The sequence below is a fragment of the Streptomyces diversicolor genome (genome assembly GCF_057537855.1).
The window spans coordinates 31,672-57,504 of the sequence record NZ_BAAJXA010000018.1 but is presented as its reverse complement, the minus strand read 5'-3'; the positions used below and the strand labels follow the sequence as shown (position 1 = coordinate 57,504).

Genomic DNA, 25,833 nt, shown 5'->3' with positions numbered 1-25,833 from the left:
TCGCGTGGCTCGGAGGGCGCCTGCGTGCGGGAACCGGACCACGCCGCCACCGCTGATGCGACCTTGTCTTGTGCCGGCCAAGCACGCCAACCGCCTTGGCGCGCAGGCCGCGAGCACCGTCTGGGGCGAGCGCGAGGTGCGGATCAACTCCGTGAGCCCGGCGTGATCGGCGCTTCCATGGGGGCGTGGGAACTCGTCGGTGACGGCGGTCGGCGCGTGCGGGCCATGGTCGAGGCTTCCGGTACCGGCGGACCGCGCACCGCCGCCGACGTCGCGGACACCGCCGCCTTCCTCCTGGGCCCCGCCGCCACCTTCATCACCGGTAGTGACCCGCTGGTCGACGGCGCGGTGATCGCCGCGGTGCGCTCCGGCCGCCTCGGCGAGGTTGTCTGAACCATGCCTGCGCCCGGCCGATATCCTCCCGGTGTGACACGGCGTCCCCTCCCTGACGAGCGACGGCCCGCGAACGACGGGCCGAAGGCCGCCGCGCGCAACCGAGCCGCTCTCATCGCCGCGGCCCGGGAGATCTACGCGGAGGAGGGGCTGGACACTCCGCTCTCCGCGATCGCGCGCCGGGCCGGTGTCGGGCAGGGCGTGCTGTACCGGCACTTCCCCGACCGGGCCGCGCTGGCGCTCGCCGTACTGGAGGAGAACGTCGGGCAGATCGAGCGGGCGGCGGCAGCGGACGGCACGGACATCGCCGGCGTGCTCGGCGTCCTGACCTGGCATCAGACGGAGTCGACGGCGTTCGTCGGCATCCTGCACGCCGACTGGACGGGCAGTCGTTCCGGCCCCCCGGCCTACGCCCTGACCTTGGCCCAGCGGGTCGAGCGAGCCCTGCGCAGGCATCTTCCGGACGGGCATCGGCTCGCCGCGGAGCCCGACGACCTCATGACCGCCGTCGGCATGGTCTCGGGTGCGGTCACCGGCCCCACGCGCGAGCAGCGGGAACGCCGGGCACTTGCGGCGTGGCGGCTGCTCGGTGTCGAGGTGGGACCGGTGCGGCCCTTCGCGGGCTGAGCGATGGCGGAGCGTCAGCCACCGTTGGACTGGCGGGTTCCCTCCGCGAGCGCGTCGAAGGAGTACAGATAGCCGCCGTCCGGCCCGCTGACGGTCATGTAGGCCCTCGTGCCGCCCGGCGTGATGGCCACGTTGGTCGCCGACGTGAGCCCTTCGGAGGCGCGGCCGGTCACCTCGACGGTCGCCAGGCGTTCACCGTTCTCGCCGTACACCGCCATCGCCGGCCGCCCGTCCAGGCCCTGGTAGAGGTTGCCGTCCGCGTCCACGGCGATCGAGTCGGTCCGCGCGATCCCGCCGTCGACCCGGATGGCGGTGTGCCGGGACGCGACCCGGCCCTCGCGGTCGAGCAGGAGGTAGGAGATGCGGTTCTGCGTCAGTTCGCTGAACCACAGCCCGCGGTAGTCCGCGTCGAAGGAGATGCCGTTCGGCGCGGCCAGGCCGTCCGCCAGAACGGTGGCGTCCTTCCCCGCGCGGTCGATCCGCACGACGCGGCCCTTCGCCTCGCCCTCGGTCAAACCGCGCGAGTCGCTGATGTACAGGTTGCCCTCCTGGTCGAAGGCCAGGTCGTCGGGGTTCATCCGCGCGCCGTCGACCTCGCCGGAGAAGAAGGTCCGCGGGTCACTGCCGTCAGGGGCCAGGCTCACGATGTCACCGTGGGAGAAGTCGGTCAGGTAGATGCGCCCGTCGTACGGGCTGAACTGGGCCGAGGTGTAGGCGCCGCGGTCGTCGGTGTGCACCTTTTGCGAGGTCTTCTTGCGGAGGTCCACGCGCAGCACCTTCGGTTCGCCGGCGGGCGCGGTGACGTCGACGACGAGCAGCTTGCCGTCCTTGTCGAAGGTCGGACCCTCCAGCAGGGTCATCCCGGTCTGCTCGTGCACTTCGGTCAGCTGCATCACCTTCTGCGCACGGAGCGCGGCGGCGCCGGCCGCCGTGTCCGCGGCGGGACCCGTCTGCGTACCGCACCCCGTGAGGGCCAGCACACCGGCCGCGGTGAGCCCGGCGAGGGGGCGGATCGTCAGTCGTCGCATGTCCATCACACTTCCTGTCGGAGCTATGCGGAAGCAATCTCCACACCAACCGGACAGCTCTGTCCGGTGCTTGTTACCGTAGTGCATGGCTGCTCAAGTCCTGTGCTTTCTCGCTCACTTCATGGGCGAGAAGGCTTCATCGCGGCGAACCGGAAGGAACGAGGACCCCCCACATGGCGAATTCACGAGAGATCACGACCAAGGCGCTCGCCGACCTGCGCGAGCGCTACCGGATCGAACGGGAGCGACGGGTACGGCCCGACGGCGCCCGGCAGTACCTCGGCGCCGACGCCGAGTTCGGTTACTACGCCACCGACCCGTACGCGGGGGAGGTGGCCGGGCGCGAGCCGGTGCGCGACACGGTGGACGTCGCCGTCGTCGGTGGCGGATTCGGCGGCATCCTCGCGGGAGCGCGGCTGCGCCAGCGGGGCGTCGGGCGCGTCCGCGTCATCGAGACGGGCGGGGACTTCGGGGGAACCTGGTACTGGAACCGGTATCCCGGCATCCACTGCGACGTCGAGTCGCACGTGTACCTGCCCCTGCTCGACGAGACCGGATACGTCCCGGAGTGGAAGTACGCGCCCGGCGAGGAGATCCGCCGGCACGCGGTGCGGATCGCGGAGAAGTTCGACCTCTACGCGGACGCCCTGTTCTCCACGTCCGTCACATCCCTGACGTGGGACGACACCTCAGAGGCATGGATCGTCACGACCGACCGGGGCGACAAGTTCCGGGCCACGTACGTCATCACGGCCACCGGCACCCTGTCCGAGCTGAAGCTCCCCGGCATCCCCGGCATCGCGGACTTCAAGGGGCACACCTTCCACACCTCACGCTGGGACTACGGCTACACGGGCGGCACCCCGGACGGCGGCCTCACGGGCCTCGCGGACAAGCGCGTGGGCGTGGTCGGCACCGGTGCCACCGGCATCCAGGTCGTCCCGAAGCTGGCCGAGGACGCGGGACACCTCTACGTCTTCCAGCGCACCCCCTCCACCGTGGACGTGCGCGCCAACCGCCGTACCACCGCGCAGGACGTCGGCGCCGAGCGTCCGGGCTGGGCGAGCGAACGGCGCGAGAACTTCCTGCGGATCGTCTCGGGCGAGAGGGCCGACGAGGACCTTGTGGCGGACCAGTGGACCGCGTCGGCGGGCCTGCTGGAGAAGCTCCTGCCGAGCTTTCGCCGCCAGGGCGACCGAGCGGCCTTCGAGGCGGCCTTCGAGGCGGCCTACGAGGCCGCGGACGCCGCCAAGATGAACGAGATCCGCGCCCGTGTCGACGAGATCGTCACGGACCCGGAAACCGCGGAAAAGCTCAAACCCTGGTACCGGTACGCCTGCAAGCGCCCGACCTTCTCCGACCTGTACCTCCAGGCGTTCAACCGCGACAACGTCACCCTGGTCGACACCGCGGACACCCACGGCATCGAGCGGATGACCGAACGCGGAGTCGTCGTCGGTGACACCGAGTACGCACTCGACTGCCTGATCTTCGCCACCGGCTTCTCCGTCGGCGTCTCCGGCGTCCACTCGGGCCGGCTGCCCGTCCGAGGCCGGCAGGGTGTCCATTTGCAGGACGCGTGGCGGGAGCAGGGACCGCGCACGCTGCACGGTTTCACCAGCAACGGCTTCCCGAACCTCATCCAGCTGGGCGTGACGCAAAGCGCCAGCAGCGTCAACTACACGCATGTGCTGGACGAGCACGCCGTGCACGCCGCGGCACTCGTCGCCGCCGCCGAGGCCGAGAACGCCCTGATCGAGCCCTCCCGCGAGGCCGAGGACGCGTGGATCGCCGTCCTGGCCGACGGCGCCCCCGACCACGAGTGGTTCCACGCCGAATGCACCCCCGGCTACTACAACGCCGAAGGCCGCGGCCGGCCGAACGGTCCGAACGCCTATCCGCACGGCGCGGTCGCCTTCCACGACCTGCTCAGGCGGTGGCGCAAGGAGTCCATGACCGAGGCACTCCGCGCCAGGACCGTTTTCCGCAGGCAGGGCATGTAGGCGGACACACCTTCATGGGAGGCGGGCCATTGCTCCGCCGTGCCCGGTCCACGCAGTCCGGAGCGGCCTGCTGAGGCGCCGGCCTTCGTCCCGCCGCTGATCAGCCGCCTCGTGAACCTGGAGGTCTGCTGGTCGGCCGTACTGCGCGAGCCCGCTCTTTGAGGCCCTGTGGCCGCCCCGGTCAACGAACTGCCCCGGACCCGGGCGCTGCCTCACCGCGTGCCCTCCCGTGCCGCGGCCCGCACGGGCGGCTCGCGCCGGGAGCGGGTTTCCCCTCATCGAGGCGAACATGCCGATGACGGTGCGATCGCCGTGCCACTCGCCCGCAACGACCACGGAGCGTGGATCGACACCCGAACGCGGGCACCGCGGCCATGTGCCCGCTCACAGAGCCCGGTGTCCGTGGTGCGCTTCAGATCGGCCGCCGCCCTTGACGGTTGCGCAAAAACGAGAATACCGTTCTCATCAATAGAGACCAGTGTTATCGAACGCGTGGTGTCGTCAACTGGAGGAACCGACCCCATGGCCCATTTCAAGAAACCCGAAGAGGGCAGCTGGACCGAGCACCTCAAGGTCGGCACGGAGCCGGTCTCCTACGCGGACTCCATCTCGCCCGAGCACTACGAGCTGGAGCGTGAGGCCATCTTCAAGCGCACGTGGCTCAACGTCGGCCGCGTCGAGCAGGTGCCGAGGAAGGGCAGCTACTTCACCATGGAGCTGGACGCCGCACGTACCTCCGTCATCGTGGTGCGCGGCACCGACGGTGAGGTGCGCGCCTTCCACAACGTGTGCCGACACCGCGGCAACAAGCTCGTGTGGAACGACTTCCCGCGCGAGGAGACCAGCGGCGTCTGCCGCCAGTTCACCTGCAAATACCACGCCTGGCGCTACGACCTGGACGGCAAGCTCTCCTTCGTCCAGCAGGAGGGCGAGTTCTTCCACCTCGACAAGTCGGACTACGGACTCAGGCAGGTCCAGGCCGAGGTCTGGGAGGGGTTCGTCTTCGTGAACCTCGACACCGAGAACGCCACGCCGCTGCGGGAGTACCTGGGCGAACTGGCCAAGGGCATCGAGGGCTACCCGTTCCACAAGCTGACCCAGGTCCACAAGTTCCGCGCGGAGATCGGCAGCAACTGGAAGCTGTTCATCGACGCGTTCGCCGAGTTCTACCACGCGCCGATCCTGCACTCCGGCCAGTACATGCCCGACCAGGCCCGCCGGATCGCCCAGTACGGGTACGAGGCGCTGCACTACGACATCGACGGCCCGCACAGCATGGTCTCGTCCTGGGGCGGCATCGCCCCTCCGCACGACCGCGAGATGGTCAAGCCCATCGAGGCGGCCCTGCGCAGCGGCCTGTTCGGACCGTGGGACGCGCCGGACATCGGCATGACCACCGAGGAGCTGCCGCCGGCCGTCAACCCGACCCGGGACCCACGCTGGGGCATGGACTCCTTCGTCTTCTTCCCCAACTTCATGCTGCTCATCTGGCGGCCGAACTGGGTCCTCACCTACCACTACTGGCCGACCTCGTACCGCACGCACATCTTCGAGGGGACCTGCTACTTCGTCCCGCCGAAGAACGCCTTCGAACGGCTCCAGCAGGAGTTGGCCGCCGTCTCGTTCAAGGAATACGGCCTCCAGGACGGCAACACCCTGGAGGCGACCCAGACGATGCTGGAGTCGGGCGCGGTCGACCGGTTCCCGCTCAACGACCAGGAGGTGCTGCTGCGCCACCTGCACCGCTCCGCCGAGGAGTACGTCCGCGCACACCAGCGGCGCACGTCCGGCGCCCCGGCGGCGTCCTGACCCGGAGGAGGACCCCATCATGGCCAGCGCATTCCCTGAGGGCTTCGAGGCCCTGGACCCGTTCGCCGACTGGGCGATCCCCACGGAGAAGGCCCGCTACGCCAAGCGGATCAGCAGCACGATGGACGAGCTGGACGCGTTCTACGACATCGCCTTCCCCTTGCTGAAGTCCGGCACGGCCCACCTGGAGAACGTCTCCATGGAGGACATCTCCGAACCGGACAAGCGCCTGCTGTGGCTGTTCTGCTCGCTGGTGACCGTCGCCTTCTCCGTGGAGGCATGGCGCCAGCCCAGGGTGCCCGATTCCGGAGCCTCCAGCATCGACGCGATCCGCGAACCGGCCGTCTGACCGGCCACCACGGCCCCAACGCGCCGGGCCCCGCCGACCTCGCCCGACCGGCGGCTGTCCCTGGTGTCGCCGACCGGCGGACCGGGCGGCGCTGTCGGCCCTCAAGTTCGCGGCGGTAGCCGTAGGCGGCACTCAGGACGCCTGGGATGAGGCCGAGGTGTTCGACACGTTGGCCAGGACGGGTGGATATCCGAAGGCGAGCAGGGTGGAGAAGGTGATGAGCCTTCCCGAGCCGACCACGGCGTTGAGGGCTCCGGCCGCCGTCCCGGCTGCCGTGACCGCGACGGCCTGCCAGATGTCCACGCCTCAGCTCTCCTCAGGTGGTGCCGGGGATTCGCCATCCCCCATGCGTGCTGTTGCGGACGTGCCGGTGCCCCCGGGCGGGACGGGAACCGGGGCACCAGGTTCTTCCGGGGTCAGGCCGTGACGACGACGGGCTGATCGGCCGGGGCGGCAATGTTCCCGGGCGCGCCGTGGCCGGGGTCCTTGTGGAAGGAGCCGCCCTTCATGATTCCGACGATTCTGTCGCGGTTCTGCAGGACGGTGATGTCCTTGAGCGGGTCGCCGTCGACGAGGATGAGGTCGGCGTAGAAGCCGGGCTTGATCTGGCCGAGTTCGTCGGGCATCCGCATGATCTCCCCGCCGAGCTTGGTCGCGGCCAGCAGCGTCTGCATCGGGGTGTAGCCGAGGAGTTCGACGAAGTGCTGCAGGTCGCGGGCGTAGGTGCCGTGCGGGGTCCAGGCGAAGCCGTAGTCGCCGCCGGGCAGGACGCGGATTCCGCGCCGCCGCATCTCCTGCAGGCCGGCGATGGCGCACTCCAGTTCGCGCTTGTAGCCTGCCGCTTCGGCGGCCTCGGGCGGGTAGCCGAAGCCGGCGGCGTCGTTGAGGGTGGCCACCAGCCAGTTCAGGCCGGGGGCGACGAAGACCTCGTCCTTCTTGGCTTCGAGGATGTCGAGGCCCTCTTCGTCGATGAAGCTGGCGTGGTAGATGATGTCGACGTTGTTGCGCAGGGACATCTTCACGCTCTCCGCGGAACGGGCGTGCGTACACACGCGCAGGCCGCGGCGGTGGGCCTCGGTGGTGACCGCGAGGACTTCCTCGTCGGAGAAGTAGTTGTCCTCGGCGTGCTGGTTGCCGGTGATCTCCTCGCCGGACATGCTCAGCTTCACCAGGTCGGCACCGTGGGCGACGTTGCGGCGGACCTGCTTGCGCATCTCCTCCGGGCCGTCGGCGAAGGCGGTGATGCCGTCCACGAGTGCGCCGCCGGTGACGGCGATCTCCTGGCAGTTGGCAAGGTAGCGCGGACCGGAAAGGAGTCCGTCGTTGATCGCGTTGCGGATGACGACGTCCAGACGGGCCTTGGCGGAGGCGGCGCCGACGCACATGGTGTACCCGGAGTTGAGGTAGGTCAGCGCGGACCGGGCGGACAGCAGGGTGTGCTCCTCCACGCCCAGGGTTCCCAGGCCGGGCAGGTCCGCGGAGTTGATCCAGCTGAAGTGGGTGTGCGCGTCGCACAGGCCGGACATGAGGAACTGTCCACGGCCGTCGACGACGCGGACGCCATCGCGGGGCAGGTCGCCGCTGCCGGGCCGGACCTCGGCGATGCGTTCTCCGGTGACCAGGACCTCACCCGGGTACGGCTCGCTGCCGCTGGAGTCGAAGACGCGGACGTTGGTGAACAGGGTGGAGGTGTTCGGTGACATCGTCGTCACCGTCCTTTCGTGCGGAGCGGGGTCAGGGCTGGGCGAGGAATTCCTTGAGCTGGCGGGTGACGTCTTCGGGTGCTTCCAGGGTGTGCCAGTGGCCGATGCCCTCGATGATGTGCAGTCGGGCCTTGGGCAGCAGGGCGAAGATGTCGTCGTTGACGGCCGGCGGGCTGGTCTTGTCGTCGCTGCCGGTGAGCAGCAGAACGGGTGCCTTGATGCCGGCGAAGTCCGGCTCCTCGGCCACGGCGAGGGCCTCGCAGGCGGCGGCGTAGCCGTCCGGGTCCTGCCCGAGCAGCAGTTCACGGACGAGGGCAGCGGCCAGGGGGCGCTCGGTGCGGGTCTCCTCGGAGGTGGCAACCGAGACGATGGTGTCGGCCACCGCGGACATACCGCCCTCGCGCACGGTACGGGCGCGGGCGCGGGTGGCGTCCTTGGCCTGCGGGGCCTGGGCGCGGACCGGCCCCAGCAGCGCGAGTCTGCTGACCCGGCCGGGATGGGCGGCGGCGAAGGCGGAGGCGATCAGGGTGCCCATGGAGTGGGCGACGACGGCGGTCTCCTCGATGCCTTCCGCGTCGAGCAGGGCGGTGAGTTCCTCGACCCAGCCGGTGATGCTGGGAGTGCCGTTGCCGGGTGAGCGGCCGTGGCCGGACAGGTCGTAGCGCAGGACAGTGTGGTGCTCGGCCAGGGCGGCGACCTGCGGATCGTAGACAGTGGTGGCGCCCCCGAGGCCGTGGATGAGGACCACGGGCGAGCCCTGCCCGGTCTTCTCCACGAACAGCTCGGCGCCGGCGGCCGCCCGCAGGCGGTCACGGCCGGCCGCGGGGCCGATGGTGTTGGTCAGCTCGCCCAGTCCCGGGGCGGAGACGACGACCTGGTCCGCGGTGGTCAGGTATTTGGGCGGGTCGAAGCCGATGCCGACGCCGACGGGGGTTCCGGTGGCGATGACGTCACCGGGTTCCAGCGTGATGCCGGCCGAAAGGGCCTCGATGATGGTCGCCACGTCGAAGATCAGCTGCGAGGTGTTGGCGTCCTGGCGTAGCTCGCCGTTGACGCGGGTCTGCAGCCGCAGGTCCTGGATGTCGATCTCGTCGGCGGTCACGGCCCACGGCCCCATCGGGCAGAAGGTGTCCAGGGACTTGCCGATGAACCACTGCTTGTGGTCGCGCTGCAGGTCGCGGGCGGTGACATCGTTGATGAGGGTGTAGCCCCACACATGGTCCATCGCCTCGTCCCGGCTCACCTTCGAGGCGCGCCGCCCGATGATGACGCCGATCTCGCCCTCGTAGTCGAGCGCGGAGGTGATGTCGGTGTGCGGATCGACCACGTCACCCGAGGCGATCACGGACGCCGCCGGCTTGGTGAAGACGACGGGGTACTCCGGCATGTGCCGGCCGTCCGGGGAGCCCGTCGCGTCGAAACCGCTCTTGGCGAACTCCGCCGCGTGCTCGGAGTAGTTGCGTCCCACGCAGAAGATGTTGCGTGCCGGGATGTGGGGGGCCAGCAGCCGGCCCTCGACGGCCGTGCCGCCGATCTCCAGGCGCCCTGCTGCTCCCGGGCCCGCGTCGATGATCTGCTGCAGGTCGCCGACAGGAACGCCGGTGTCGGTGAAGCGCACCTCGCGGCCCGTTCCCTGTTCGTCGACCGCGCACAGCCGCACGCCGTCCCTGGTGTGAATCCTTGCGAAGCGCACCGCACCTCCAAAACCAATAGGAACCAATACCGGACATCGGTTCGTATCGGTGAGACTAGGTTCGCGTTTCCACGAGGTCAATACTCGGTTTCTCGCGCATTGATCGCTCGCGGTGCTAGCATTGGTTCTCATTGGTTCAGGGAGGGATGAAGATGGACGCTGTCGGCCCCGCCGCCACCGTGCTCAAGCACATGGAGGAGATCCTCGCCACCGGCGGCCTCAAGCCCGGCGACCGCCTGCCCACCGAACGAGACCTGGCGGCAGCCACCGGCGTCGGCCGCGCCGCGGTCCGTGCCGCCCTGCGGGACCTCGAATCCCGCGGCATCGTGCTGCGTCACGTCGGCCGCGGCACGTTCCTCGCTCCGGACGAGACCACCCTCGCCGACGGCTCCGCCCACCAGCCCAGCCCAGCGGAGATCATGGCCTCACGCCTGGTCCTGGAACCGGAACTGATGCCGCTCGCCGTCACCTCCGCCACCGGGGCGGACCTCGCGGAAATGGAGCGCTGCCTGCGCGGCGGCGAGCAGGCATCCAGTTCGGAAGAGTTCGAACGCTGGGACACCGCCCTGCACCACAGCTTCGCCGTGGCCACCCACAACGCGGTCCTGATCAGCGTCAGCTCCCTGCTCGTCAGCGCCCGCCGCCAGCCCATTTGGGGCGGACTCAAGCGCCGCAGCTTCAACCCCGAACGCCACCGCTGCTACTGCACCGAGCACGAGCAGATCGTCGCCGCCGTCCGGGAACGAGACCCACAGGCCGCCCGCGACGCCATGCGCGACCACCTCCACCACGTACGCCGCGTCCTGCTCGGCGACCACCTCTGACGCCCCGCAGCCGGCACCACGCTCTACAGCGCCCGGCAGTCACTGTCCGTATGCCTTGCCGGCAGCTGTCACCCTGGGGGACAACGATGTGAGCGTGGTGCATGAGCCGGTCGACCGTCGCGGTGGCCGGCGTCTTCGGCATGATCTCGTCGAATCCGGAGGGGTGGAGGTTGCTGCTGACGGTGACCGAGCATCGTTCGTAGGCGGCATCGGCCAGGCGGTAGAAGCCCTCGGCGGCGTCCGGTGAGACCGGCACCGAGTCCTACCGCTTCCAGGCCGCGCAGGACACCCTCCTCCCCGCCCAGAAGTGAGCCCGCCCCAGGCACGGGGAGCCGGCTCTCACCCCGCTGAAGTAGCTCGCCCGGGCGGCGCGCGAGCGGCGCCGACGCGGTCGTCGCGGCCCAGAAACGAGCAGCCCAGCGCGGCTGAAGGTCACCTGGGTACACACCCGGCGCCCGCCGCTGGATGAAGTCCCGGTTGACATGCAGCCCACAGCCTGCCTATTTTCCTTAACGCACCCGAGAGGCTGCATATCGGGGAGGTCGGAGATGGATGAGGTCTTCAAGGCACTGGCCGACGCCACCCGCCGTCGATTGCTGGACAGCCTGAACGTCCGCAATGGGCAGACCTTGCGCGAGCTGTGCTCCGGGCTGGACATGGCCCGGCAGTCGGTCAGTAAGCACCTGGCCCTGCTGGAGGCGGCCAACCTGGTCACCACCGCCTGGCAGGGCCGGGAGAAACTGCACTACCTCAACGCCGAGCCGATCAACGCCATCGCCGAACGCTGGATCAGCCAATACGACCGCGAGCGGGTGCACGCCCTCGCCGATCTGAAACACGCACTGGAGAACACCGCCATGGGCAACGCGTTCGTCTACACCACCTACATCAAGACCACGCCGGAACAGCTCTGGCAGGGCCTGACCGACCCGACGTTCACCCGCCGCTACTGGGGGGTGGAGTTCACCACGGACTGGAAGACCGGGTCAGCGATGACCTGGGAGGAGCAGGGCCGCACGACCGCCCACCCCGAGCAGGTCGTCCTCGAATCCGACCCCTACCGGCGCCTGTCCTACACCTGGCACACCTTCACCCCGGAGTGGGCCAAGGCCGCCGGCGTGGACGACGAAACCCTCGCCAAGCTCACCACCGAGCCCCGGTCGAAGGTGACGTTCGATATCGAACCGCTCGGCGAGACGGTCAAACTGACCGTCATTCACGACGGCTTCGAACCAGGCAGCACTCTCCAAGAGATGATCCAGCGCGGCTGGCCCGCCATCCTGTCCGGCCTCAAGACCCTTCTGGAGACCGGCGACACGCTGCCCGCTCCCGAAGCCGACCAGGAGGCCTGAACAGCTCGTCGCAGAGCACAGCCCCCGGAAGACGTCAAAACCGATGAGGCCGTGCAGAACCCCTGACAGCCGCAGGCCGCCCCGAGCGACATCGAGCCCCCCGCTCTCAGCACCCATGACATTCGCGCACGGAAGCCGGTACAGACCACCTGGATGTCGACGCGACGGCCATCGACCGACACGGCGAGGAGGGGCAGGGCCCGGACAAGGCGACGATCCTCGTCACCGGCGACGGCGCCGTCGGTGACAGCCTCGCCGAGTTCGACTCCCTCGTCCGGGCGGGACCCCCGGTCGTCGTCATCGTCCTGAACAACCAGGCATGGGGCGCCACCCTGCACACCCAGCAGTTCTTCTTCGGACCGGACCGCGTCACCGACAACCGTCTGGAGAACGGCTCCTACAGCGGCGTGGCACGTGCTCTCGGTGCCGACGGCGTCGACGTCATGGAACTGGACCAGTTCGCCCCGGCGATCGAGGCAGCCCTCGCGGCCGGCCGGCCGACGTGCATCGACGTGCGCGTGAGCCTCGGGCCGACTCCTCCGAAGGAGCGTGTCCTGAACGGCGGAGCACCGTTCGGCGGCATCGAGAGCGACGCATGAGGCGCTTCCGGCAGCACAGGGATCGCGCTCGGCTGGGCCGTCGCGCCGCAGGTGTCTCCAGCCGACGAGCCCTGCCCCACAGACCCCGCGGGCTCGGTGGGACAGGGCTCGTGTGCCGTTGCGTGACGCTCGGCGGGAGCAGTGCGGAATCGAGACAACGCCCCGGACGCACCGCCGCCCGCAGCGCCCCTAAGCGGTGTGCAGGTCCAGCCCGAAGTGGGCCCTCGCCGTCGTCGCCGTGATGACGGGCACGTGCTCCGCGATCTGCGCCTTCGACATCTGCGTCACCAGGAAGTAGTCCTGAAGCGGCAGACCCTTGCGCGCCACCGAGGAGCCCACCGAGCGGAACAGCAGTTCGGTGGCCTCGTGCGACAGCCGGCACGACGTGTACAGCACATTGCCGAGGGCGACCCAGTCCTCGAAGGAGGGGATGTCGCCGCTCGCCCAACGCTCGCCGAGACGCTCGTAGTCGCGGGCCGCGGTGAGAAGGACCGCCTGCGCGGCGTCGATCGTCGCCCGCGCCTGGCCCCAGATCCGCTGGGCCTCCTCGTGCTTGTACCGTTCGACCAGCGGCGGGTACAGGCGCTTCTTGGTCAGGATGGTCTCTTCGTAGGCGTCGAGTGCCGCCCACGCCGCCCCGGCCTGGACTGCCGCGAGCGAGGCCGGATACAGCGGCTGGATCTGCCCCAGGTACAAGGGGTTACCCGTGGAACGGGTGCCGTGCGTGCCTTCGGGGAGGTTTGAGTAGCCCCATTCGAACAGCGAAGACACGTGCTCGGCGGGGATGAAGACGTCTTCCGCGATCACCGTGTTGGACCCGCTCGCGCCGAGGGCCATCGTGGCGTGTGCCCCCCAGTCGTCCCGCACGGTGTAGTCGCCGCGGGGGAGGAGAGCCACCACCGGGACGGGATCGGTGCCCTCGGCCGGGATGACCGTGCTCACCATCGCGTGGGTCGAGTACGGGACACCGGACGAGTACGGCCACGCACCGGTGAGGCGGTATCCGCCCTCCGTGGGGACGAGCGAGCCTCGGGGGGTGGCGGAGTGCGGCGCGATGAAGACACCGTCCTCGCCGAAGGCATCCCGCACGACCTCCTCCGGGAAGTGTGCGACCAAGGGAATCGTGTGACCGGTCCCCAGGGTCAGACACCAGCCGATGCCGGGGTCCCCGCGCGAGATCTCGATCATCGTCCGGTAGTACGTCTCCAGGCCGAACTCGTACCCCCCGTACTTCCGCGGCTGCACGAGGCGGTAGAAGCCGGCATCTGAGAACGCCTTGTGGATCTCGGGGGAGTACGTGCCCTCATCCGCCGCTCGCACGCGGTTCTCACGGAGGGTCGGGCGCATCGCCGCCGCACGGGCGATGACCTCCTCCGCGGTGAGGTCCGGTTCCGGTATCCGAAGATCGCCGATCACGGCGGTCGTGTCGTGCGACGACATCGTCGCTCCCTTCGTCCGCTCCGCCTCACCCGGCCTCGATGCCGTGAGACGAGGAGTGGACCGAGTCAACGCCCGGCTCACCGCGCGCCGCTTGCCCCGATCCGCCAAATCCGGCACAGCGGATTGACCCGCGGAGGCAAGCGAAATCAGCGCACACCGAACGAGCATGAGAGCCGACTGCTCGATGAACGCGCAGTGGCACGACGAAGGAAACAACGAAGGGGTTGTTGACATGGCGAGTGTTCAGCACCTGGCCGTACGCGTCTCGGACCTTGAGCGCTCCACGAGGTTCTACGTCGAGACCTTCGGCGGCAAGGAAGTCCTCAACCCCTACCACACCGGCAAGCAGATGACGGAGATCATCTTCGGTCTGAAGGACACCGACTACCGCATCGGATTCGTCGAACTGCCCGATGGCTTCGGCCTCGAACTGTTCCAGTTCCTCCCCGATCGCAACCCCACGATCGGGGTGCCGCAGCCGGAAGCCTCGTTCATGCACTTCGCCATCGCAGTCGACGACGTCGAGGCCACGCTGGCGCGTGCGGTGGCGAACGGCGGGGAGAGCTTCGGCGATCCGGCCGGGTGGGCTCCGGGCGACCCCGCGAAGTACGCCTACATCAAAGACCCGGACGGGAACGTCCTCGAAGTGAACGACACGACCTGGGAGCGCATCCTGCACTCCGCGATCGAGTTGTATCCCGAGGCCAAGCGGTAACGACGGGCGGATCGGAGCGAGGGCCGGAGCGCCCCGGCTCTCCCTCCAGCCCGCTGCCCTTCAACGGGCGCACCCGTATATCGTGATGCCATCAAGCCCGGCCCCATCGGGCGCTCGCGACGATGCGAGAGGGGACGCGGATGCCCGCCACCAGATCCTGGGTGTGTCAGCTACGCCCCACCGCCCTCCCCGACGACCTCGAACCGGCCTGCCTTCCGGAGACCTGGAACCGGACCGTCGCCGACATCGGCATCGGGGCGTCAGCGTGGGCCGTCGAGTTCTGTCACGAACTCGCGGGGCTCGCGGTCGACCCCGACATCCTCGCCATCCGTCGCGCCGAAGCCGCCGAGGAACTGCGCCCCACCGCCGAGGCGGTCGTCATGGAGGCCCTGGCAGCTCTCTGCCACGGCCGACCGGTCCCCACGACCGTCCCCCCGGAGACGACCCGACAGATCACCCGCGCGGTCAGACAACGGATTCCGATCGAGCGTGTGCTCGCGTTTCAGCGAGCCTCCCATGCCCGCTTCAGCGACGCTCTCGTCTCCGAGTTCCGGCGCCTCGTGCCGGCCGATCAGCAGTCGGAAGGCCTCTTCGACCTGTCCCGGTTTCTCGTCGACCTCGTGAGTACCTTCTCGCTCGCGTGCAGCGCCGCCTACGCGGCCGAGGAGCAGGCGTGGCTCGCGAGCACCGACGGCTCGCGAGGGGAACTGGTCAGGGCTCTGCTGCGGGGCGACCACATGGATGTGAACCCCACGAAGGCACTGCGGTACGAGCTCGCGCACCGGACCCATGTCGGCCTGATACTGCGGCACAACGCGCACGACGACGACGCGGCGTCAAGCAGCCTCGATCGAGTGGCCGCCACGCTCCTGACACAGATCGGCGCGATCGGGCACCTGGTGATCCCGTCGGACGAACGCGAGGTGTGGGCATGGGGCGGGTTCGCCGACCCGCGGAGCGTGGCGGTGCGCTCGCTCCCCGTGGTGCCGGGCACCCTGGTCGCGGTCGGGCGCCCGGCGCGCGGCCTCGACGGCTTCCGGGCCACCCACGAAGAGGCGACCGCGGCGGCCCGCGTCACGCTGTACTCGGCCGCCCGCCCACACGATCGCACGGTCTTCTTCGACGACGTCCGACTCGCGGCGCTGCTCACCTCGGACCCGGAGCGGGCGCGGAACTTCGTCCGGGACGAGCTCGGGGCCCTGGGGCATCCGCGAGAGGCGGTGCTCCAGAAGACCGTGCGCGTCTACCTCGAATGCAACTGCAGCCCCGCGACCACCGCGGCGCGGCTCGACGTGGTGAAGAACACCGTCGTATACCGCATTCGACGTGCCGAGGACATTCTGGGACGAAGCGTCAAGGAGCAGCAGGGGATTCTGTGGGCGGCGCTCCATCTCGTCGACGTCGTCGATCCCGTGGAGTCGCAGTATTCGTCCTGATGACGGAACGCCGGACGGGGCGAGGTGTCTCGGGGCCGGGTTGGATGCCCGTGTGTCCTCGCGCGGTCGAAGCACCGATGCGCGCCGGACACCACCGCTCTACCGGCTATACCAGGACAGGCCCGCCGTCGTACCCGAAATCCTTCCGTTCACCGCGGTGCCGGCCGCCGGACCTGGCCAGGGTCTCGGAGGGCGCGGTGCCGAAGCGTCGGCGGTAGGCGGCGGAGAACCGGCTCAGGTGGGTGAAGCCCCACCGCCCGGCCGCTTCGGTGACTCCCGTGGCGCCCGTCAGCAGTTCGGCGTGGACACGGTCCAGACGGACGTTGCGCAGGTACGTCATCGGGGTCACACCGAGGTACTCCCTGAACCCCTCCTGGAGGCGCCGGGCGCTGACGCCTGCCGCCCGGGCCAGGTCCCCGACAGTGAAGGCAGTCTCGGGGCGGGCGTCGATCAGCTCGACGGCCTTGCGTACCGTCCGAGGGTAGGCCGGCGGCTGCGGACGCAGCAGCGCTTCGGTGTAGGTGTGCGGCTGGGCCAGCAGCAGGCCGCTCGCGAGGAGGCGCTCGAAGTGCTGCTGGATCGGCCGCTCGCGGATGAGTCCGCCGGTGCTGTCGGACTCGGCCACCAGCAGGTCGAGAGCGTTACGCCAACTGCGGCCGGGCGCGGACGTCAGGTCGAAGTCGAACGCGAATTCCAGCGGAGCCTGCAGCGGACGGCCCAGGAGGGCCCGCAGTTCGGTCTCGACAAGCCCCCGGTCGATCTTGATCCCCAGATGTTGCTCGCCGTTGTCGCAGCTCAGCAGCCGGTGCTGCTGTGTCGGTGAGAAGACCATGGCGTCGCCGGCGGTCGCCACCATCTCCTGGCGCCCCGTGGCTGCCTCAAGGAAGCCGCGCAGGACGACATTGATGTGGTAGTGCGACGGTGTCCGCCCGGGATCGACGCGTGTGCGCTGGCCGAAGGTCATCAGGCCGACGGTGACGTGCTCGGTGCGCGTGCCACGGAGTTCCCCGCCGGGGCCGTCGGTGCCCGACAGCGGGGTGACGTCCGCCGGATAGAACAGATCGTTGAGGCGTTCGCGGAATTCCTCGAAGCCCGATGCGCGGCACAGCACGTGGCTCGCCAGGAGTGAGCGGCCCATGCGTCATTGTTATCCGCTCCGTGTCCGCACAACAAGGAGCGAGCCACCGGTTTTTGCGCATACTGCCAGGTCATCGGCTTGGTGAGAGGAGTCTCACAGAGCAGCTGGACCCGAGCCCGGTGGCCCCGGGCCGTCCCAAAATCGATCGCGGGATTCGGCTGCCAGTCGCGCTTCGCGGATGTCGCTTTCCGCCCCGCCTTCATAGCGTGTTCTCAGTGTGTTCGTCCAGCACCTTCCGGCGAATGCCCGCCACGACTGGAGGTACGTCATGCCCGGCACGGACCAAGCGGCGAAGGCCATCACCGCCGCGGCCGTCGAGAGTTTCCGCGACACCCCGGACCCGCGGCTGCGTGAACTGCTCCAAGGTCTCGTCCGCCATCTGCACGGTTACGTCCGTGAGCTGCGCCCCACGATCCAGGAGTGGGAGTACGCCGTGGAATACCTCACCGCCGTAGGACAGAAATGTGACCCCACTCGCCAGGAGTTCATCCTGCTCTCCGACGTGCTGGGCGTCTCCATGCTGGTCGAGACCGTGAACGAGCAGGGCGGCGGAACCGAGAGCACGGTCCTTGGCCCCTTCCACGTCGTGGAGTCCCCGAAGCGCGAAAGCGGGGACAGCATCGACCTGATGAGCGTCGGAGAGCCCTGTGTCGTGTCGCTCCGCGTCACGTCGGCGGACGGCAGCCCGTTGGCCCGCGCGAGCGTCGACGTCTGGCAGTGCAGCGCGGACGGGTTCTACGACGTGCAGCAGCCCGACATCCAGCCGCCGGGCAACGGACGCGGTCTCTTCCGGACCGACCACGAGGGCCGCGTGTGGTTCCGCACCGTCGTCCCGAGCCACTACCCCATTCCGACCGACGGCCCGGTGGGAGTGCTGCTCGACGCCGCCGAGCGGCACCCCTACCGTCCGGCCCACATTCACTTCATCGTCGAGGCCGACGGCCACCGACCACTGACGACGCACATCTTCGTCGCCGACGGTCCCTACCTGGCCTCCGACGCCGTCTTCGCCGTCAAGGAGAGTCTGGTCGCCGACTTCGCGCAGGTCGACGAAGCGGAGAGGGCCCGCGCGTACCAGGTCACCGCTCCGTTCCGGCTGGCCGAGTTCGACATCGCCGTCGAGCCCGAGACGGCCGAGGACGCCGGATGAACCCCCCGCTCGCCTTCGCCTACCAGGCACTCCCGATGCGGGTGGTGCTGGGCACCGGCGCCCTCGACCGGCTCGCCGGCGAGATCGACCACGTCGGCCTCGAACGGGTCATGGTGCTGTGCTCGCCCGGCCAGCGGGAGCTGGCCGAGACCGTCGCGGGGCGCATCGGCCCGCGCGCGGTGGACATCCATCCGCACGCCCGGATGCACGTGCCCGCCGAGTCGGCGGCTCATGCCCGACGACGAGCGGAAGAGGTGAACGCGGACGGCTGCGTCGCCGTCGGCGGCGGCTCGGCGATCGGGCTCGGGAAGATCATCGCCCTCCACGACCGTCTGCCGGTCATCGCCGTACCGACGACGTACGCCGGGTCCGAGATGACACCGGTGTGGGGGCTGACGGACAACGGCGTCAAGCGCACCGGCAGGGACCCCCGCGTGCTGCCGGTCTCGGTGCTGTACGACCCCGCGCTCACCGTGACCCTGCCCGCGGCCGTCTCCGTGACCAGCGGCATGAACGCCGTCGCGCACGCGGTGGAGGCCCTCTACGCGCCGGACGCCTCACCGGTCATCGACCTGATGGCCGAGGAAGGCGTGCGCGCACTGGCAACCGCACTCCCGGACGTCGTCGCCGACGGCACCGACCTGGACGCCCGCGCCCGTGCCCAGTACGGCGCCTGGCTGTGCGGCGCCTGCCTCGGGGCCACCACCATGTCCCTGCACCACAAGCTCTGCCACGCCCTCGGCGGCACCCTCGACCTGCCGCACGCCCCCACCCACACCGTGGTCCTCCCGCACGTCCTCGCCTACAACCAGGACGCGGCACCCAAGGCGGTGGCGGCGCTGGGCCGCGCTCTCGGTACCGCCGCCGACCCGGCCACGTATCTGTGGGACCTCGCCGGCCGGCTCGGCGCTCCGCGCTCGCTGCGGGAGCTGGGCATGGCCGAGAGCGACATCGACCGGATCGTCCGGCTCGCGCTGGCCAATCCCTACGGCAACCCCCGCGAGGTGACCGCGGAAGGCCTCGGCCGCCTGCTGCGCACTGCCTGGTCCGGACAGTCCCCGACCTCCTGAGAACGGCGAGGCTCCAGCCGGGCCGCGGCGGGGCGTTCGCCGCCAGGCGCTCGGCCGCGCGCCGAGGGGCCGCGTTCGAACCGGCAGTGCTGAACCTGCTCGGTATGCGATCGCCCTCGGCCACCCGCCCGTCGCCTCCGGTGCCCGGCCGGCCGGCACGGTTGCCCACCAACTTGCTGGGGGATGCGGGCCAGGGCTGTTCCCCCAACCGGTCCAGCGCCAGGTGCCCGGCAGACCGGCAGGCCGTAAGAGGCGGCTCGCGCCTTGGTCGTGGCGAAGAACCCGGTCATCTCCCGCGTCAAGCGTGCCGTGGAACCGCTCGCCATGACATCAGGGTCGGACAGCTCGAACTGGCCGTCGCCTTGCGGCTCGCGACCGTCATCGACCCGGACGCGGGCCCTCTTCGGCTCACCCTGTAGCCGGTCGCCCGCAAGGCGTTGGTCATCCGGCGCAATCAGCGACGAACGGTTTGGTGAGATCGGGCAAGAGGCCGGGCCGACAGGTCGGGTTCCATGAGCACATCGTTTCGTCGAGGTGAACTGGAGACGTGCCGATGTCCAAAACCGCCGGCCGCGAGCAGACGCGGAGGCATGTGGCCTTGATCGACGACGGCTCTCTGGAACCGGGGTTGTCGGCCGACGGCTTCCGCGAGGCGTTTCGCAACCATCCGGGTGGGGTCGCGGTCGTGACCGCTGAGGCCGGCCCAGGCCCGGTCGCATTGACCGCGACATCGGTGATATCGGTGAGCGCCACGCCACCGCTCCTGGTGTTCTCGGTGTCGGCCCTCTCATCGGCGACGCCGACGATCCTGGAGTCGTCGTCGGTGGTCGTGCACCTGCTGGGGGCGGGTCAGGTCGACCTCGCGCGTCTTTGTGCGACGAGCGGAGCGGATCGCTTCGCGGACACAGGGGCCTGGGCCCGGCTGGCCACCGGCGAGCCGTACTTCGTCGCGGCTCCGGTGTGCATCCGGGGCACCATCGCCGCCACCTTCGCGGCGGGCGCATCGACGCTCGTCGTCGTCAACGCCACCCACGCGCACTACAGGCCGGCTGACGCCACCGCTCAGAGCGAAGCGCCGCGTCCGCTGGTCTACCACAACCGGACCTGGCATCAGCTCAACGAGCTGTCCCAGCTTGTGTCGGGCGCGCAGTAGCGCGATCGCAGCCCCATCGCTTCCGGAGCCGATGTCAGGCAGATCCCCGCCCGGGAAGGAGCCCTCATCATGCCCATCCAAGCGGTCAGCGCTATGGAGGCGGCGGCCGACGGAGCAGCCGTACGGGAGAAACAGGTGCACACCACACCCGAGCTGATTCCCCTTCTGCGGGCGAACGCGGAACGCACAGAGCGCGATCGACGCCTCACGTACGCGGTGACCGACGCGGTGCGATCCGCGGGTCTCGTCCATGCCTGCACGCCGCGTGCGTCCGGAGGATCCGGCTACGGTGTCCGTACGCTCGTCCAGGTCAGCGCGGAGTTCGCCCGTGACGACGGCTCCGCGGTACGGGCCGAGTCCATCGCGAACAGCACCGCCTTCGGCCTGGGGCTGCTCCGCGGTGAAGCGCGGGCCGCCGTCCACACGTATCCCCACAACGAGGCGGTCGGCCAGTTCGGACCGCAGGCGGTGGCGACCAAGGCGGACGGCGGATACCGGCTCACCGGCAGGTGGCCGTTCGCGTCGGGCAGCCACCAGGCGCAGCGGACGCTGAGCGGCTTCAGGGCGCTGGACGACGCCGGCCAGGTGCGGGAGCCCGGCTACGCCCTCATGTACGCGGCCGACCTCACGATCGAGGACACCTGGTCGCGTCGCCGGGACGGCCGGGACCGGCAGCGACACCTTTGTCGAGGACCGCCGTCCTCGGCTGGCACCTGACCAACTGCGCGATGCCTCACACCCCATACCGAAGGAGCGAAGAAATTCCCATGGCCAAGCTTGAGATCATCATCGCGAGCACGCGACCGGGCCGGATCGGACCGGCCCTGGGCGAGTGGTTCGAGACCCAGGCAAAGGAGCACGCAGGCTTCGACGAGATCGAGCTGGTGGACCTGGCCGAGGTGAACCTGCCGTTCATGAACGAGCCGCACCACCCGCGCCTGGGCAAGTACACCCACCAGCACACCCGTGACTGGAGCGCCAAGGTCGCGGAGGCGGATGCCTTCGTGTTCGTGATGCCGGAGTACAACTTCGGCTACAACGCCGAACTGAAGAACGCCATCGACTACCTGCACCGCGAGTGGCAGTACAAACCGGTCGGCCTGGTCAGCTATGGCGGCGTCTCGGCGGGCACGCGGGCGGCACAGATGATCAAGCAGGTGGTGACCACCCTGAAGATGACGCCGGTCGTCGAGTCGGTGTCCATTCCCTTCGTCCACCAGCTCCTCGACGAGGAAGAGGGCCTGGTGCCGAACGACATCATGACCGGCTCCGCGACGGGGATGCTCGACGAACTCGTCCGAGTGACCGACGCCCTGCGCCCCCTGCGCAGGACAGCGACGCAGTGATCAGGAGTGACCCGTCGTACGCGACCGGCCTTCGCGCTCTGGGTCGTTCATGCGGATGGAGAAGAAGAGCCGGTGGCTGGTGTCGTCGGAGGGGACGACCCACGGCAGCTGGTCCGGGCGTGCGTCGGGGGTGACCTTCACGTAGTCCGACATTCCGAAGCCGGGGCGCGTGCACCCAACGAACCGAGAGAGAACGGACTCAACGCCTCTCAGAACATCGCCTGGATGATCCCCACGGTGCGTGCCAGGTGCGGCTCGGAGCGGTCCGTGCGGTGGGCGACGGCCAGCTCCACACGTGCGTCGGGTCCGGCCAGTGGTAGGTAGGCGACGCCGTCGAGCGTCAACGCGGTCACCGGCTCGGGTACGACAGCGACGCCGAGGCCGCCGGCCACGAGCGTGACCAGCGTCGACGTCTCGCCGACCTCGTGGCGGATGTGCGGGTCGGCACCGGCGTCGCGCAGCAGGCCCAGCACGACGTCGTACATCACCGAGCGGCGGTCGGCGGAGTGCACGATCAGGTCGGCATCCGCCAGGTCCGCTGCCCGCAACCGCTTCCGGCGGGCAAGGGGGTGGTCGACCGGTACGGCCACGACCAGCCGGTCCCGTCGCACAGTACGGACAGTGAGGGAGAGGTCGGCCACGGGAGGTCGCAGCAGGGCGACGTCGATCGCGCCGCTGCGCAGCGCCTCGACCTGGTCGGGCGCGAGCATCTCGCCACGGAAGGAGAAGTCGACGCCGGGCAGCTCCTCCGAGAGCCGCCGTGAGAGCGCGGGCAGGATGCTGTACGTCGCCGAGCCCACGCACCCGATCGCGAGGTGGCCCACCGAGCCGGCGGCCACCCGCCGCGCGTGATGGGTGGCCTCGTCCACGTCGGCGAGGATCGCGCGCGCCCGCTCCAGGTAGGCACGGCCGGCCTCGGTGAGGTCGACGCGGCGTGTGGTGCGATGGAGGAGTTCGACGCCGAGTTCGGTCTCAAGCTGGCGGATCTGCTGGGAGAGCGGCGGCTGGGCCATGTGGAGCCGCTCGGCGGCGCGGCCGAAGTGGCGCTCCTCGGCCACCGCCACGAAGTACCTAAGATGCCGCAGATCCATATGTCATCCATATCAATTGGCGCGAATATGCGTACTTCAGGATATCGTTGGCCGGGACTACCGTCGCCGTCATGAGTGCTTTCCTCTACGCCGCGACGCGCACGCCGTTCGGTCGCTTCAACGGCGCGCTGGCCGGCGTCCGTCCCGACGACCTCGCCGCCGCCGCGATCACCTCGACGCTCGCCCGGGTGCCGGGCCTCGACCACGCCGCGATCGGCGACGTGGTGTGGGGCAACGCCAACGGTGCCGGCGAGGAGAACCGCAACGTCGGCCGCATGGCGGCGCTGCTCGCGGGGCTTCCGGTGAGCGTGCCCGGCACGACGGTCAACCGGCTGTGCGGATCGAGTCTCGACGCGGCGATGACGGCCAGCCGGGTGATCGAGTCCGGCGATGCCGAGGTGGTGCTGACCGGTGGTGTGGAGTCGATGACGCGTGCGCCGTGGGTGCTGCCCAAGTCGGCGAAGCCGTTCCCGGCCGGCGACGTCACCGCCGTCTCGACCACGCTCGGCTGGCGACTGGTCAACTCGCGGATGCCGCAGGAGTGGACGGTCAGCCTCGGCGAGGCCAACGAACAACTCCGGGAACGCTTCGGGATCTCCCGCGAGCGCCAGGACGAGTTAGCCGCCCGTTCCCACCAACTCGCCCACGCCGCCTGGGAGTCGGGCTTCTACGACGACCTGGTGGTGCCGGTCGACGGCGTCGACCTGACCCGCGACGAGGGCATCAGGGCCGGATCCACACCTGAGGTGCTGGCCGGACTCAAGCCGGTCTTCCGGACCCCGGAACAGGGCGGCACCATCACCGCGGGCAACGCCAGCCCGCTCAACGACGGCGCCTCCGCGGTCCTGCTGGGCAGTGAGAAGGCCGCGGCCACGATCGGGGCCGACCCGATCGCCCGCGTCGCCGGCCGCGGCGTGACGGCGCTGGAGCCGCAGGCCTTCGGCTACGCCCCGGTCGAGGCCGCGAATCGCGCGCTGGCCCGGGCCGGGATCGGCTGGGACCAGGTGGGCGCGGTCGAACTCAACGAGGCATTCGCCGTGCAGTCCCTCGCCTGCCTCGACGCATGGAAGGTCGACCCCGCCATCGTGAACCAGAAGGGCGGCGCCATAGCCATCGGGCACCCGCTGGGCGCCTCGGGCGGCCGCATCCTCGCCACACTGGCCAAGGTGCTGCGCGAGACGAGGCAGCGTTACGGCGTCGCCGCGATCTGCATCGGGGTCGGCCAGGGCCTGGCCGTCGTACTGGAGAACTGCGCCGCCACGGAGGTGACCCGGTGAGCCGCGCGGAGATCATGGAGAGCACCGACGCCGCGGTCGCCGGGATCGAGGACGGCTCCACCGTCCTGGTCGGCGGGTTCGGCCTGGCCGGGATGCCGTTCGACCTGATCGACGCACTCATCCGGCAGGGCGCCAAGGACCTCACCATCGTGTCCAACAACGCGGGAAACGGCGACGTCGGACTGGCCGCGCTGCTCGCCGCCGGCCGGGTGCGCAAGGTGCTCTGCTCCTTCCCGCGCCAGGCCGACTCCTGGGTCTTCGACGACCTCTACCGCGCGGGAAAGATCGAACTTGAGGTCGTGCCCCAGGGCAACCTCGCCGAGCGGATGCGCGCGGCCGGCGCCGGCATCGGCGCCTTCTACAGCCCGACCGCCGTCGGCACACCCCTGGCGGAGGGCAAGGAGGAGCGGGAGATCGACGGCCGCACGTACCTGCTGGAATACCCGATCAAGGGCGACTACGCCCTCATCGGCGCCCATGTCGCGGACACGCTGGGCAACCTCGTCTACCGCAAGACCGCCCGCAACTTCGGACCGGTCATGGCCACGGCCGCGACGGCGACCATCGTCCAGGTCGATCAGGTCGTGGAGCCCGGCGAGCTCGACCCCGAGGCCGTCGTCACCCCGTCCATCTATGTCGACCGGGTCGTCCAGGTGACGGCCCGTCACTACACCGTGCAGGGGGCACGATGACCACCGCCTCCGCCGACCACCGTCTCTCGATGGACGAGCTGGCCGCCGTCATCGCACGTGACATCCCGGCCGGCGCCTTCGTCAACCTCGGCATAGGGCAGCCCACCAAGATCGCCGACCATCTGCCGTCCGGCTCCGCAGTGGTGCTGCACACCGAGAACGGCATGCTCAACATGGGCCCGAAGGCCGAGGGCGACGCGGTCGACCCCGACCTGACCAACGCGGGCAAGGTCCCGGTGACCGAGTTGCCGGGGGCGGCGTACTTCCACCACGCCGACTCCTTCGCGATGATGCGCGGCGGGCACCTCGACGTCTGCGTCCTCGGGGCCTACCAGGTCGCCTTCGACGGCGACCTCGCCAACTGGACGACCGGCAAACCCGATGACATCCCCGCCGTCGGCGGCGCCATGGACCTGGCCATCGGCGCCAAGGACGTCTACGTGATGATGACGCTCTTCACTCGCTCCGGCGAGCCGAAACTGGTACCGCGGTGCACCTACCCACTCACCGGTGTCGGCTGCGTCAGCCGCGTCTACACCGACCACGGCGTCTTCGACGTCGGCGCCGACGGCGTACGGATCCGGGAGACATACGGCGTCGACGCTCACGAACTCGCGCGGCGACTGGGCATCCCGCCCGCTCAGGGCACCGGTGGGACTCACCAACAGCCTTAAGAAGCAGGCCGCCCGCTCCCGTCACCACTGGTCGCGTGGCCGCACAAGCGGTCCGCGAACCCTCTCTGCCCGACGAGTCGGCGGAAGCGGCCGCACCGGCCCGGGGTCCCGGTCCGGGCCGGTGCGGTTTCAGGGGATCGCGTCCGCTGCGTCGGCCAGCGGCGCCGGGCCGCACGTCATGGACGGTGGCGGGGGTCGAGTGGTTCAACAACCAGCGCCTCCACACAGCGATCGGAGACATCCCGCCCCACGAGCACGAGACCAACCACTA

At 69.7% G+C, this 25,833-nt stretch carries 25 protein-coding genes and 3 pseudogenes; 19 read left to right on the top strand and 9 right to left on the bottom strand.

The window, feature by feature from the left end:
- The first annotated feature begins 162 nt into the window (after nt 1–162).
- The gene (locus AC27LF_RS22215) at nt 163–393 is read left to right on the top strand and encodes a Rossmann-fold NAD(P)-binding domain-containing protein (protein ID WP_479662851.1); all 231 of its coding nucleotides are present in this window, start codon (nt 163–165) and stop codon (nt 391–393) included.
- Between the two features lie 33 nt (nt 394–426).
- Nucleotides 427–1,020 (top strand): TetR/AcrR family transcriptional regulator, encoded by a 594-nt coding sequence (locus AC27LF_RS22210; protein ID WP_479662850.1) that lies wholly within the window; start codon nt 427–429, stop codon nt 1,018–1,020.
- Nucleotides 1,021–1,034: 14 nt separating this feature from the next.
- Here AC27LF_RS22210 and AC27LF_RS22205 read toward each other — a convergent pair whose 3' ends face one another.
- On the bottom strand, nt 1,035–2,048 hold the full coding sequence (locus tag AC27LF_RS22205) for an SMP-30/gluconolactonase/LRE family protein (protein ID WP_479662968.1): 1,014 nt from the start codon (nt 2,046–2,048) through the stop codon (nt 1,035–1,037).
- Between the two features lie 173 nt (nt 2,049–2,221).
- Here AC27LF_RS22205 and AC27LF_RS22200 point away from each other — a divergent pair, with 173 nt between their 5' ends.
- The 3 genes from AC27LF_RS22200 (at nt 2,222) to AC27LF_RS22190 (ending at nt 6,209) form a co-directional block, all read left to right on the top strand.
- Nucleotides 2,222–4,051, top strand: a complete 1,830-nt coding sequence (locus tag AC27LF_RS22200; protein ID WP_479662849.1) for a flavin-containing monooxygenase — start codon at nt 2,222–2,224, stop codon at nt 4,049–4,051.
- A gap of 522 nt (nt 4,052–4,573) precedes the next feature.
- On the top strand, nt 4,574–5,860 hold the full coding sequence (locus AC27LF_RS22195) for an aromatic ring-hydroxylating oxygenase subunit alpha (RefSeq protein WP_479662848.1): 1,287 nt from the start codon (nt 4,574–4,576) through the stop codon (nt 5,858–5,860).
- 19 nt (nt 5,861–5,879) lie between these two features.
- Nucleotides 5,880–6,209 carry a hypothetical protein gene (locus tag AC27LF_RS22190; protein ID WP_479662847.1) on the top strand — a complete coding sequence of 110 codons (330 nt, stop codon included), beginning with the start codon at nt 5,880–5,882 and terminating at the stop codon, nt 6,207–6,209.
- Between the two features lie 76 nt (nt 6,210–6,285).
- On the opposite strand, the pseudogene AC27LF_RS22185 reads toward AC27LF_RS22190, so the two are convergent.
- The 3 genes and pseudogenes from AC27LF_RS22185 to AC27LF_RS22175 form a co-directional block, all read right to left on the bottom strand.
- Nucleotides 6,286–6,512 (bottom strand): annotated as a pseudogene (locus AC27LF_RS22185) (TSUP family transporter); the annotation flags it as partial.
- A 113-nt stretch (nt 6,513–6,625) separates the two neighbouring features.
- A complete protein-coding gene (locus AC27LF_RS22180) occupies nt 6,626–7,912 on the bottom strand; it encodes a metal-dependent hydrolase family protein (RefSeq protein WP_479662846.1) in 1,287 nt (428 codons plus the stop codon).
- A 31-nt stretch (nt 7,913–7,943) separates the two neighbouring features.
- A complete protein-coding gene (locus AC27LF_RS22175) occupies nt 7,944–9,605 on the bottom strand; it encodes a bifunctional fumarylacetoacetate hydrolase/alpha/beta hydrolase family protein (protein WP_479662845.1) in 1,662 nt (553 codons plus the stop codon).
- Nucleotides 9,606–9,757: 152 nt separating this feature from the next.
- On the opposite strand from AC27LF_RS22175, the gene AC27LF_RS22170 reads away from it, so the two are divergent.
- On the top strand, nt 9,758–10,429 hold the full coding sequence (locus AC27LF_RS22170; RefSeq protein WP_479662844.1) for a FadR/GntR family transcriptional regulator: 672 nt from the start codon (nt 9,758–9,760) through the stop codon (nt 10,427–10,429).
- A gap of 58 nt (nt 10,430–10,487) precedes the next feature.
- Here the strand turns inward: AC27LF_RS22170 and AC27LF_RS22165 are convergent.
- Nucleotides 10,488–10,685, bottom strand: a pseudogene (locus AC27LF_RS22165) (ATP-binding protein); the annotation flags it as partial.
- A gap of 292 nt (nt 10,686–10,977) precedes the next feature.
- On the opposite strand from AC27LF_RS22165, the gene AC27LF_RS22160 reads away from it, so the two are divergent.
- Both AC27LF_RS22160 and AC27LF_RS22155 read left to right on the top strand, forming a co-directional pair.
- Nucleotides 10,978–11,781 carry an ArsR/SmtB family transcription factor gene (locus tag AC27LF_RS22160; RefSeq protein ID WP_479662843.1) on the top strand — a complete coding sequence of 268 codons (804 nt, stop codon included), beginning with the start codon at nt 10,978–10,980 and terminating at the stop codon, nt 11,779–11,781.
- Nucleotides 11,782–11,930: 149 nt separating this feature from the next.
- Nucleotides 11,931–12,380 carry a thiamine pyrophosphate-dependent enzyme gene (locus tag AC27LF_RS22155; RefSeq protein ID WP_479662967.1) on the top strand — a complete coding sequence of 150 codons (450 nt, stop codon included), beginning with the start codon at nt 11,931–11,933 and terminating at the stop codon, nt 12,378–12,380.
- A 189-nt stretch (nt 12,381–12,569) separates the two neighbouring features.
- Here the strand turns inward: AC27LF_RS22155 and AC27LF_RS22150 are convergent, their stop codons facing one another.
- Entirely contained in the window at nt 12,570–13,820 is a 1,251-nt protein-coding gene (locus AC27LF_RS22150) for an acyl-CoA dehydrogenase family protein (protein WP_479662842.1), read from the bottom strand.
- A gap of 232 nt (nt 13,821–14,052) precedes the next feature.
- On the opposite strand from AC27LF_RS22150, the gene AC27LF_RS22145 reads away from it, so the two are divergent.
- Together AC27LF_RS22145 and AC27LF_RS22140 are read left to right on the top strand one after the other, a co-directional pair.
- On the top strand, nt 14,053–14,535 hold the full coding sequence (locus AC27LF_RS22145; RefSeq protein ID WP_479662841.1) for a VOC family protein: 483 nt from the start codon (nt 14,053–14,055) through the stop codon (nt 14,533–14,535).
- Nucleotides 14,536–14,675: 140 nt separating this feature from the next.
- Nucleotides 14,676–15,971 carry a PucR family transcriptional regulator gene (locus AC27LF_RS22140; protein WP_479662840.1) on the top strand — a complete coding sequence of 432 codons (1,296 nt, stop codon included), beginning with the start codon at nt 14,676–14,678 and terminating at the stop codon, nt 15,969–15,971.
- Nucleotides 15,972–16,077: 106 nt separating this feature from the next.
- On the opposite strand, the gene AC27LF_RS22135 is transcribed toward AC27LF_RS22140, so the two are convergent.
- Complete coding sequence (locus tag AC27LF_RS22135; protein ID WP_479662839.1) at nt 16,078–17,109, bottom strand: AraC family transcriptional regulator; 1,032 nt, start codon at nt 17,107–17,109, stop codon at nt 16,078–16,080.
- 268 nt (nt 17,110–17,377) lie between these two features.
- Here AC27LF_RS22135 and AC27LF_RS22130 point away from each other — a divergent pair, with 268 nt between their 5' ends.
- The 6 genes and pseudogenes from AC27LF_RS22130 to AC27LF_RS22105 all read left to right on the top strand — a co-directional run bounded on the left by AC27LF_RS22130 (nt 17,378) and on the right by AC27LF_RS22105 (nt 21,828).
- Complete coding sequence (locus AC27LF_RS22130) at nt 17,378–18,259, top strand: dioxygenase family protein (RefSeq protein ID WP_479662838.1); 882 nt, start codon at nt 17,378–17,380, stop codon at nt 18,257–18,259.
- Nucleotides 18,256–19,329 carry a maleylacetate reductase gene (locus AC27LF_RS22125; RefSeq protein ID WP_479662837.1) on the top strand — a complete coding sequence of 358 codons (1,074 nt, stop codon included), beginning with the start codon at nt 18,256–18,258 and terminating at the stop codon, nt 19,327–19,329. Before AC27LF_RS22130 ends, AC27LF_RS22125 begins: the two co-directional genes overlap by 4 nt.
- 74 nt (nt 19,330–19,403) lie before the next feature.
- Nucleotides 19,404–19,528: pseudogene (locus tag AC27LF_RS22120) on the top strand (3-oxoadipyl-CoA thiolase); the annotation flags it as partial.
- Between the two features lie 354 nt (nt 19,529–19,882).
- Nucleotides 19,883–20,482 carry a flavin reductase family protein gene (locus AC27LF_RS22115; protein WP_479662836.1) on the top strand — a complete coding sequence of 200 codons (600 nt, stop codon included), beginning with the start codon at nt 19,883–19,885 and terminating at the stop codon, nt 20,480–20,482.
- A 69-nt stretch (nt 20,483–20,551) separates the two neighbouring features.
- Complete coding sequence (locus AC27LF_RS22110; RefSeq protein WP_479662835.1) at nt 20,552–21,199, top strand: acyl-CoA dehydrogenase family protein; 648 nt, start codon at nt 20,552–20,554, stop codon at nt 21,197–21,199.
- Nucleotides 21,200–21,249: 50 nt separating this feature from the next.
- Nucleotides 21,250–21,828, top strand: a complete 579-nt coding sequence (locus AC27LF_RS22105; RefSeq protein ID WP_479662834.1) for an NADPH-dependent FMN reductase — start codon at nt 21,250–21,252, stop codon at nt 21,826–21,828.
- Here AC27LF_RS22105 and AC27LF_RS22100 read toward each other — a convergent pair whose 3' ends face one another.
- Entirely contained in the window at nt 21,829–21,981 is a 153-nt protein-coding gene (locus AC27LF_RS22100) for a hypothetical protein (protein ID WP_479662833.1), read from the bottom strand.
- A gap of 56 nt (nt 21,982–22,037) precedes the next feature.
- Nucleotides 22,038–22,919 carry a LysR substrate-binding domain-containing protein gene (locus AC27LF_RS22095; RefSeq protein ID WP_479662832.1) on the bottom strand — a complete coding sequence of 294 codons (882 nt, stop codon included), beginning with the start codon at nt 22,917–22,919 and terminating at the stop codon, nt 22,038–22,040.
- Between the two features lie 71 nt (nt 22,920–22,990).
- On the opposite strand from AC27LF_RS22095, the gene AC27LF_RS22090 reads away from it, so the two are divergent.
- From AC27LF_RS22090 to AC27LF_RS22080, 3 genes are read left to right on the top strand one after another with little or no spacing between them, the layout of a single operon-like run.
- A complete protein-coding gene (locus AC27LF_RS22090; RefSeq protein WP_479662831.1) occupies nt 22,991–24,196 on the top strand; it encodes a thiolase family protein in 1,206 nt (401 codons plus the stop codon).
- Nucleotides 24,193–24,888 carry a 3-oxoacid CoA-transferase subunit A gene (locus AC27LF_RS22085; protein WP_479662830.1) on the top strand — a complete coding sequence of 232 codons (696 nt, stop codon included), beginning with the start codon at nt 24,193–24,195 and terminating at the stop codon, nt 24,886–24,888. The genes AC27LF_RS22090 and AC27LF_RS22085 overlap by 4 nt, the downstream gene beginning before the upstream one ends.
- Complete coding sequence (locus AC27LF_RS22080; RefSeq protein WP_479662829.1) at nt 24,885–25,562, top strand: 3-oxoacid CoA-transferase subunit B; 678 nt, start codon at nt 24,885–24,887, stop codon at nt 25,560–25,562. Before AC27LF_RS22085 ends, AC27LF_RS22080 begins: the two co-directional genes overlap by 4 nt.
- Nucleotides 25,563–25,833 lie beyond the last annotated feature (271 nt).

Bases quoted from the DNA above. Each gene is read 5' to 3' on its own strand.
- AC27LF_RS22110 (WP_479662835.1), top strand. From the start codon at position 20,552: ATGCCCATCCAAGCGGTCAGCGCTATGGAGGCGGCGGCCGACGGAGCA.
- AC27LF_RS22140 (WP_479662840.1), top strand. From the start codon at position 14,676: ATGCCCGCCACCAGATCCTGGGTGTGTCAGCTACGCCCCACCGCCCTC.
- AC27LF_RS22205 (WP_479662968.1), bottom strand. From the start codon at position 2,048: ATGCGACGACTGACGATCCGCCCCCTCGCCGGGCTCACCGCGGCCGGT.
- AC27LF_RS22100 (WP_479662833.1), bottom strand. From the start codon at position 21,981: ATGTCGGACTACGTGAAGGTCACCCCCGACGCACGCCCGGACCAGCTG.
- AC27LF_RS22180 (WP_479662846.1), bottom strand. From the start codon at position 7,912: ATGTCACCGAACACCTCCACCCTGTTCACCAACGTCCGCGTCTTCGAC.
- AC27LF_RS22115 (WP_479662836.1), top strand. From the start codon at position 19,883: ATGTCCAAAACCGCCGGCCGCGAGCAGACGCGGAGGCATGTGGCCTTG.
- AC27LF_RS22105 (WP_479662834.1), top strand. From the start codon at position 21,250: ATGGCCAAGCTTGAGATCATCATCGCGAGCACGCGACCGGGCCGGATC.
- AC27LF_RS22135 (WP_479662839.1), bottom strand. From the start codon at position 17,109: ATGGGCCGCTCACTCCTGGCGAGCCACGTGCTGTGCCGCGCATCGGGC.
- AC27LF_RS22145 (WP_479662841.1), top strand. From the start codon at position 14,053: ATGGCGAGTGTTCAGCACCTGGCCGTACGCGTCTCGGACCTTGAGCGC.
- AC27LF_RS22125 (WP_479662837.1), top strand. From the start codon at position 18,256: ATGAACCCCCCGCTCGCCTTCGCCTACCAGGCACTCCCGATGCGGGTG.
- AC27LF_RS22090 (WP_479662831.1), top strand. From the start codon at position 22,991: ATGAGTGCTTTCCTCTACGCCGCGACGCGCACGCCGTTCGGTCGCTTC.
- AC27LF_RS22080 (WP_479662829.1), top strand. From the start codon at position 24,885: ATGACCACCGCCTCCGCCGACCACCGTCTCTCGATGGACGAGCTGGCC.
- AC27LF_RS22160 (WP_479662843.1), top strand. From the start codon at position 10,978: ATGGATGAGGTCTTCAAGGCACTGGCCGACGCCACCCGCCGTCGATTG.
- AC27LF_RS22200 (WP_479662849.1), top strand. From the start codon at position 2,222: ATGGCGAATTCACGAGAGATCACGACCAAGGCGCTCGCCGACCTGCGC.
- AC27LF_RS22190 (WP_479662847.1), top strand. From the start codon at position 5,880: ATGGCCAGCGCATTCCCTGAGGGCTTCGAGGCCCTGGACCCGTTCGCC.
- AC27LF_RS22095 (WP_479662832.1), bottom strand. From the start codon at position 22,919: ATGGATCTGCGGCATCTTAGGTACTTCGTGGCGGTGGCCGAGGAGCGC.
- AC27LF_RS22150 (WP_479662842.1), bottom strand. From the start codon at position 13,820: ATGTCGTCGCACGACACGACCGCCGTGATCGGCGATCTTCGGATACCG.
- AC27LF_RS22170 (WP_479662844.1), top strand. From the start codon at position 9,758: ATGGACGCTGTCGGCCCCGCCGCCACCGTGCTCAAGCACATGGAGGAG.
- AC27LF_RS22130 (WP_479662838.1), top strand. From the start codon at position 17,378: ATGCCCGGCACGGACCAAGCGGCGAAGGCCATCACCGCCGCGGCCGTC.
- AC27LF_RS22195 (WP_479662848.1), top strand. From the start codon at position 4,574: ATGGCCCATTTCAAGAAACCCGAAGAGGGCAGCTGGACCGAGCACCTC.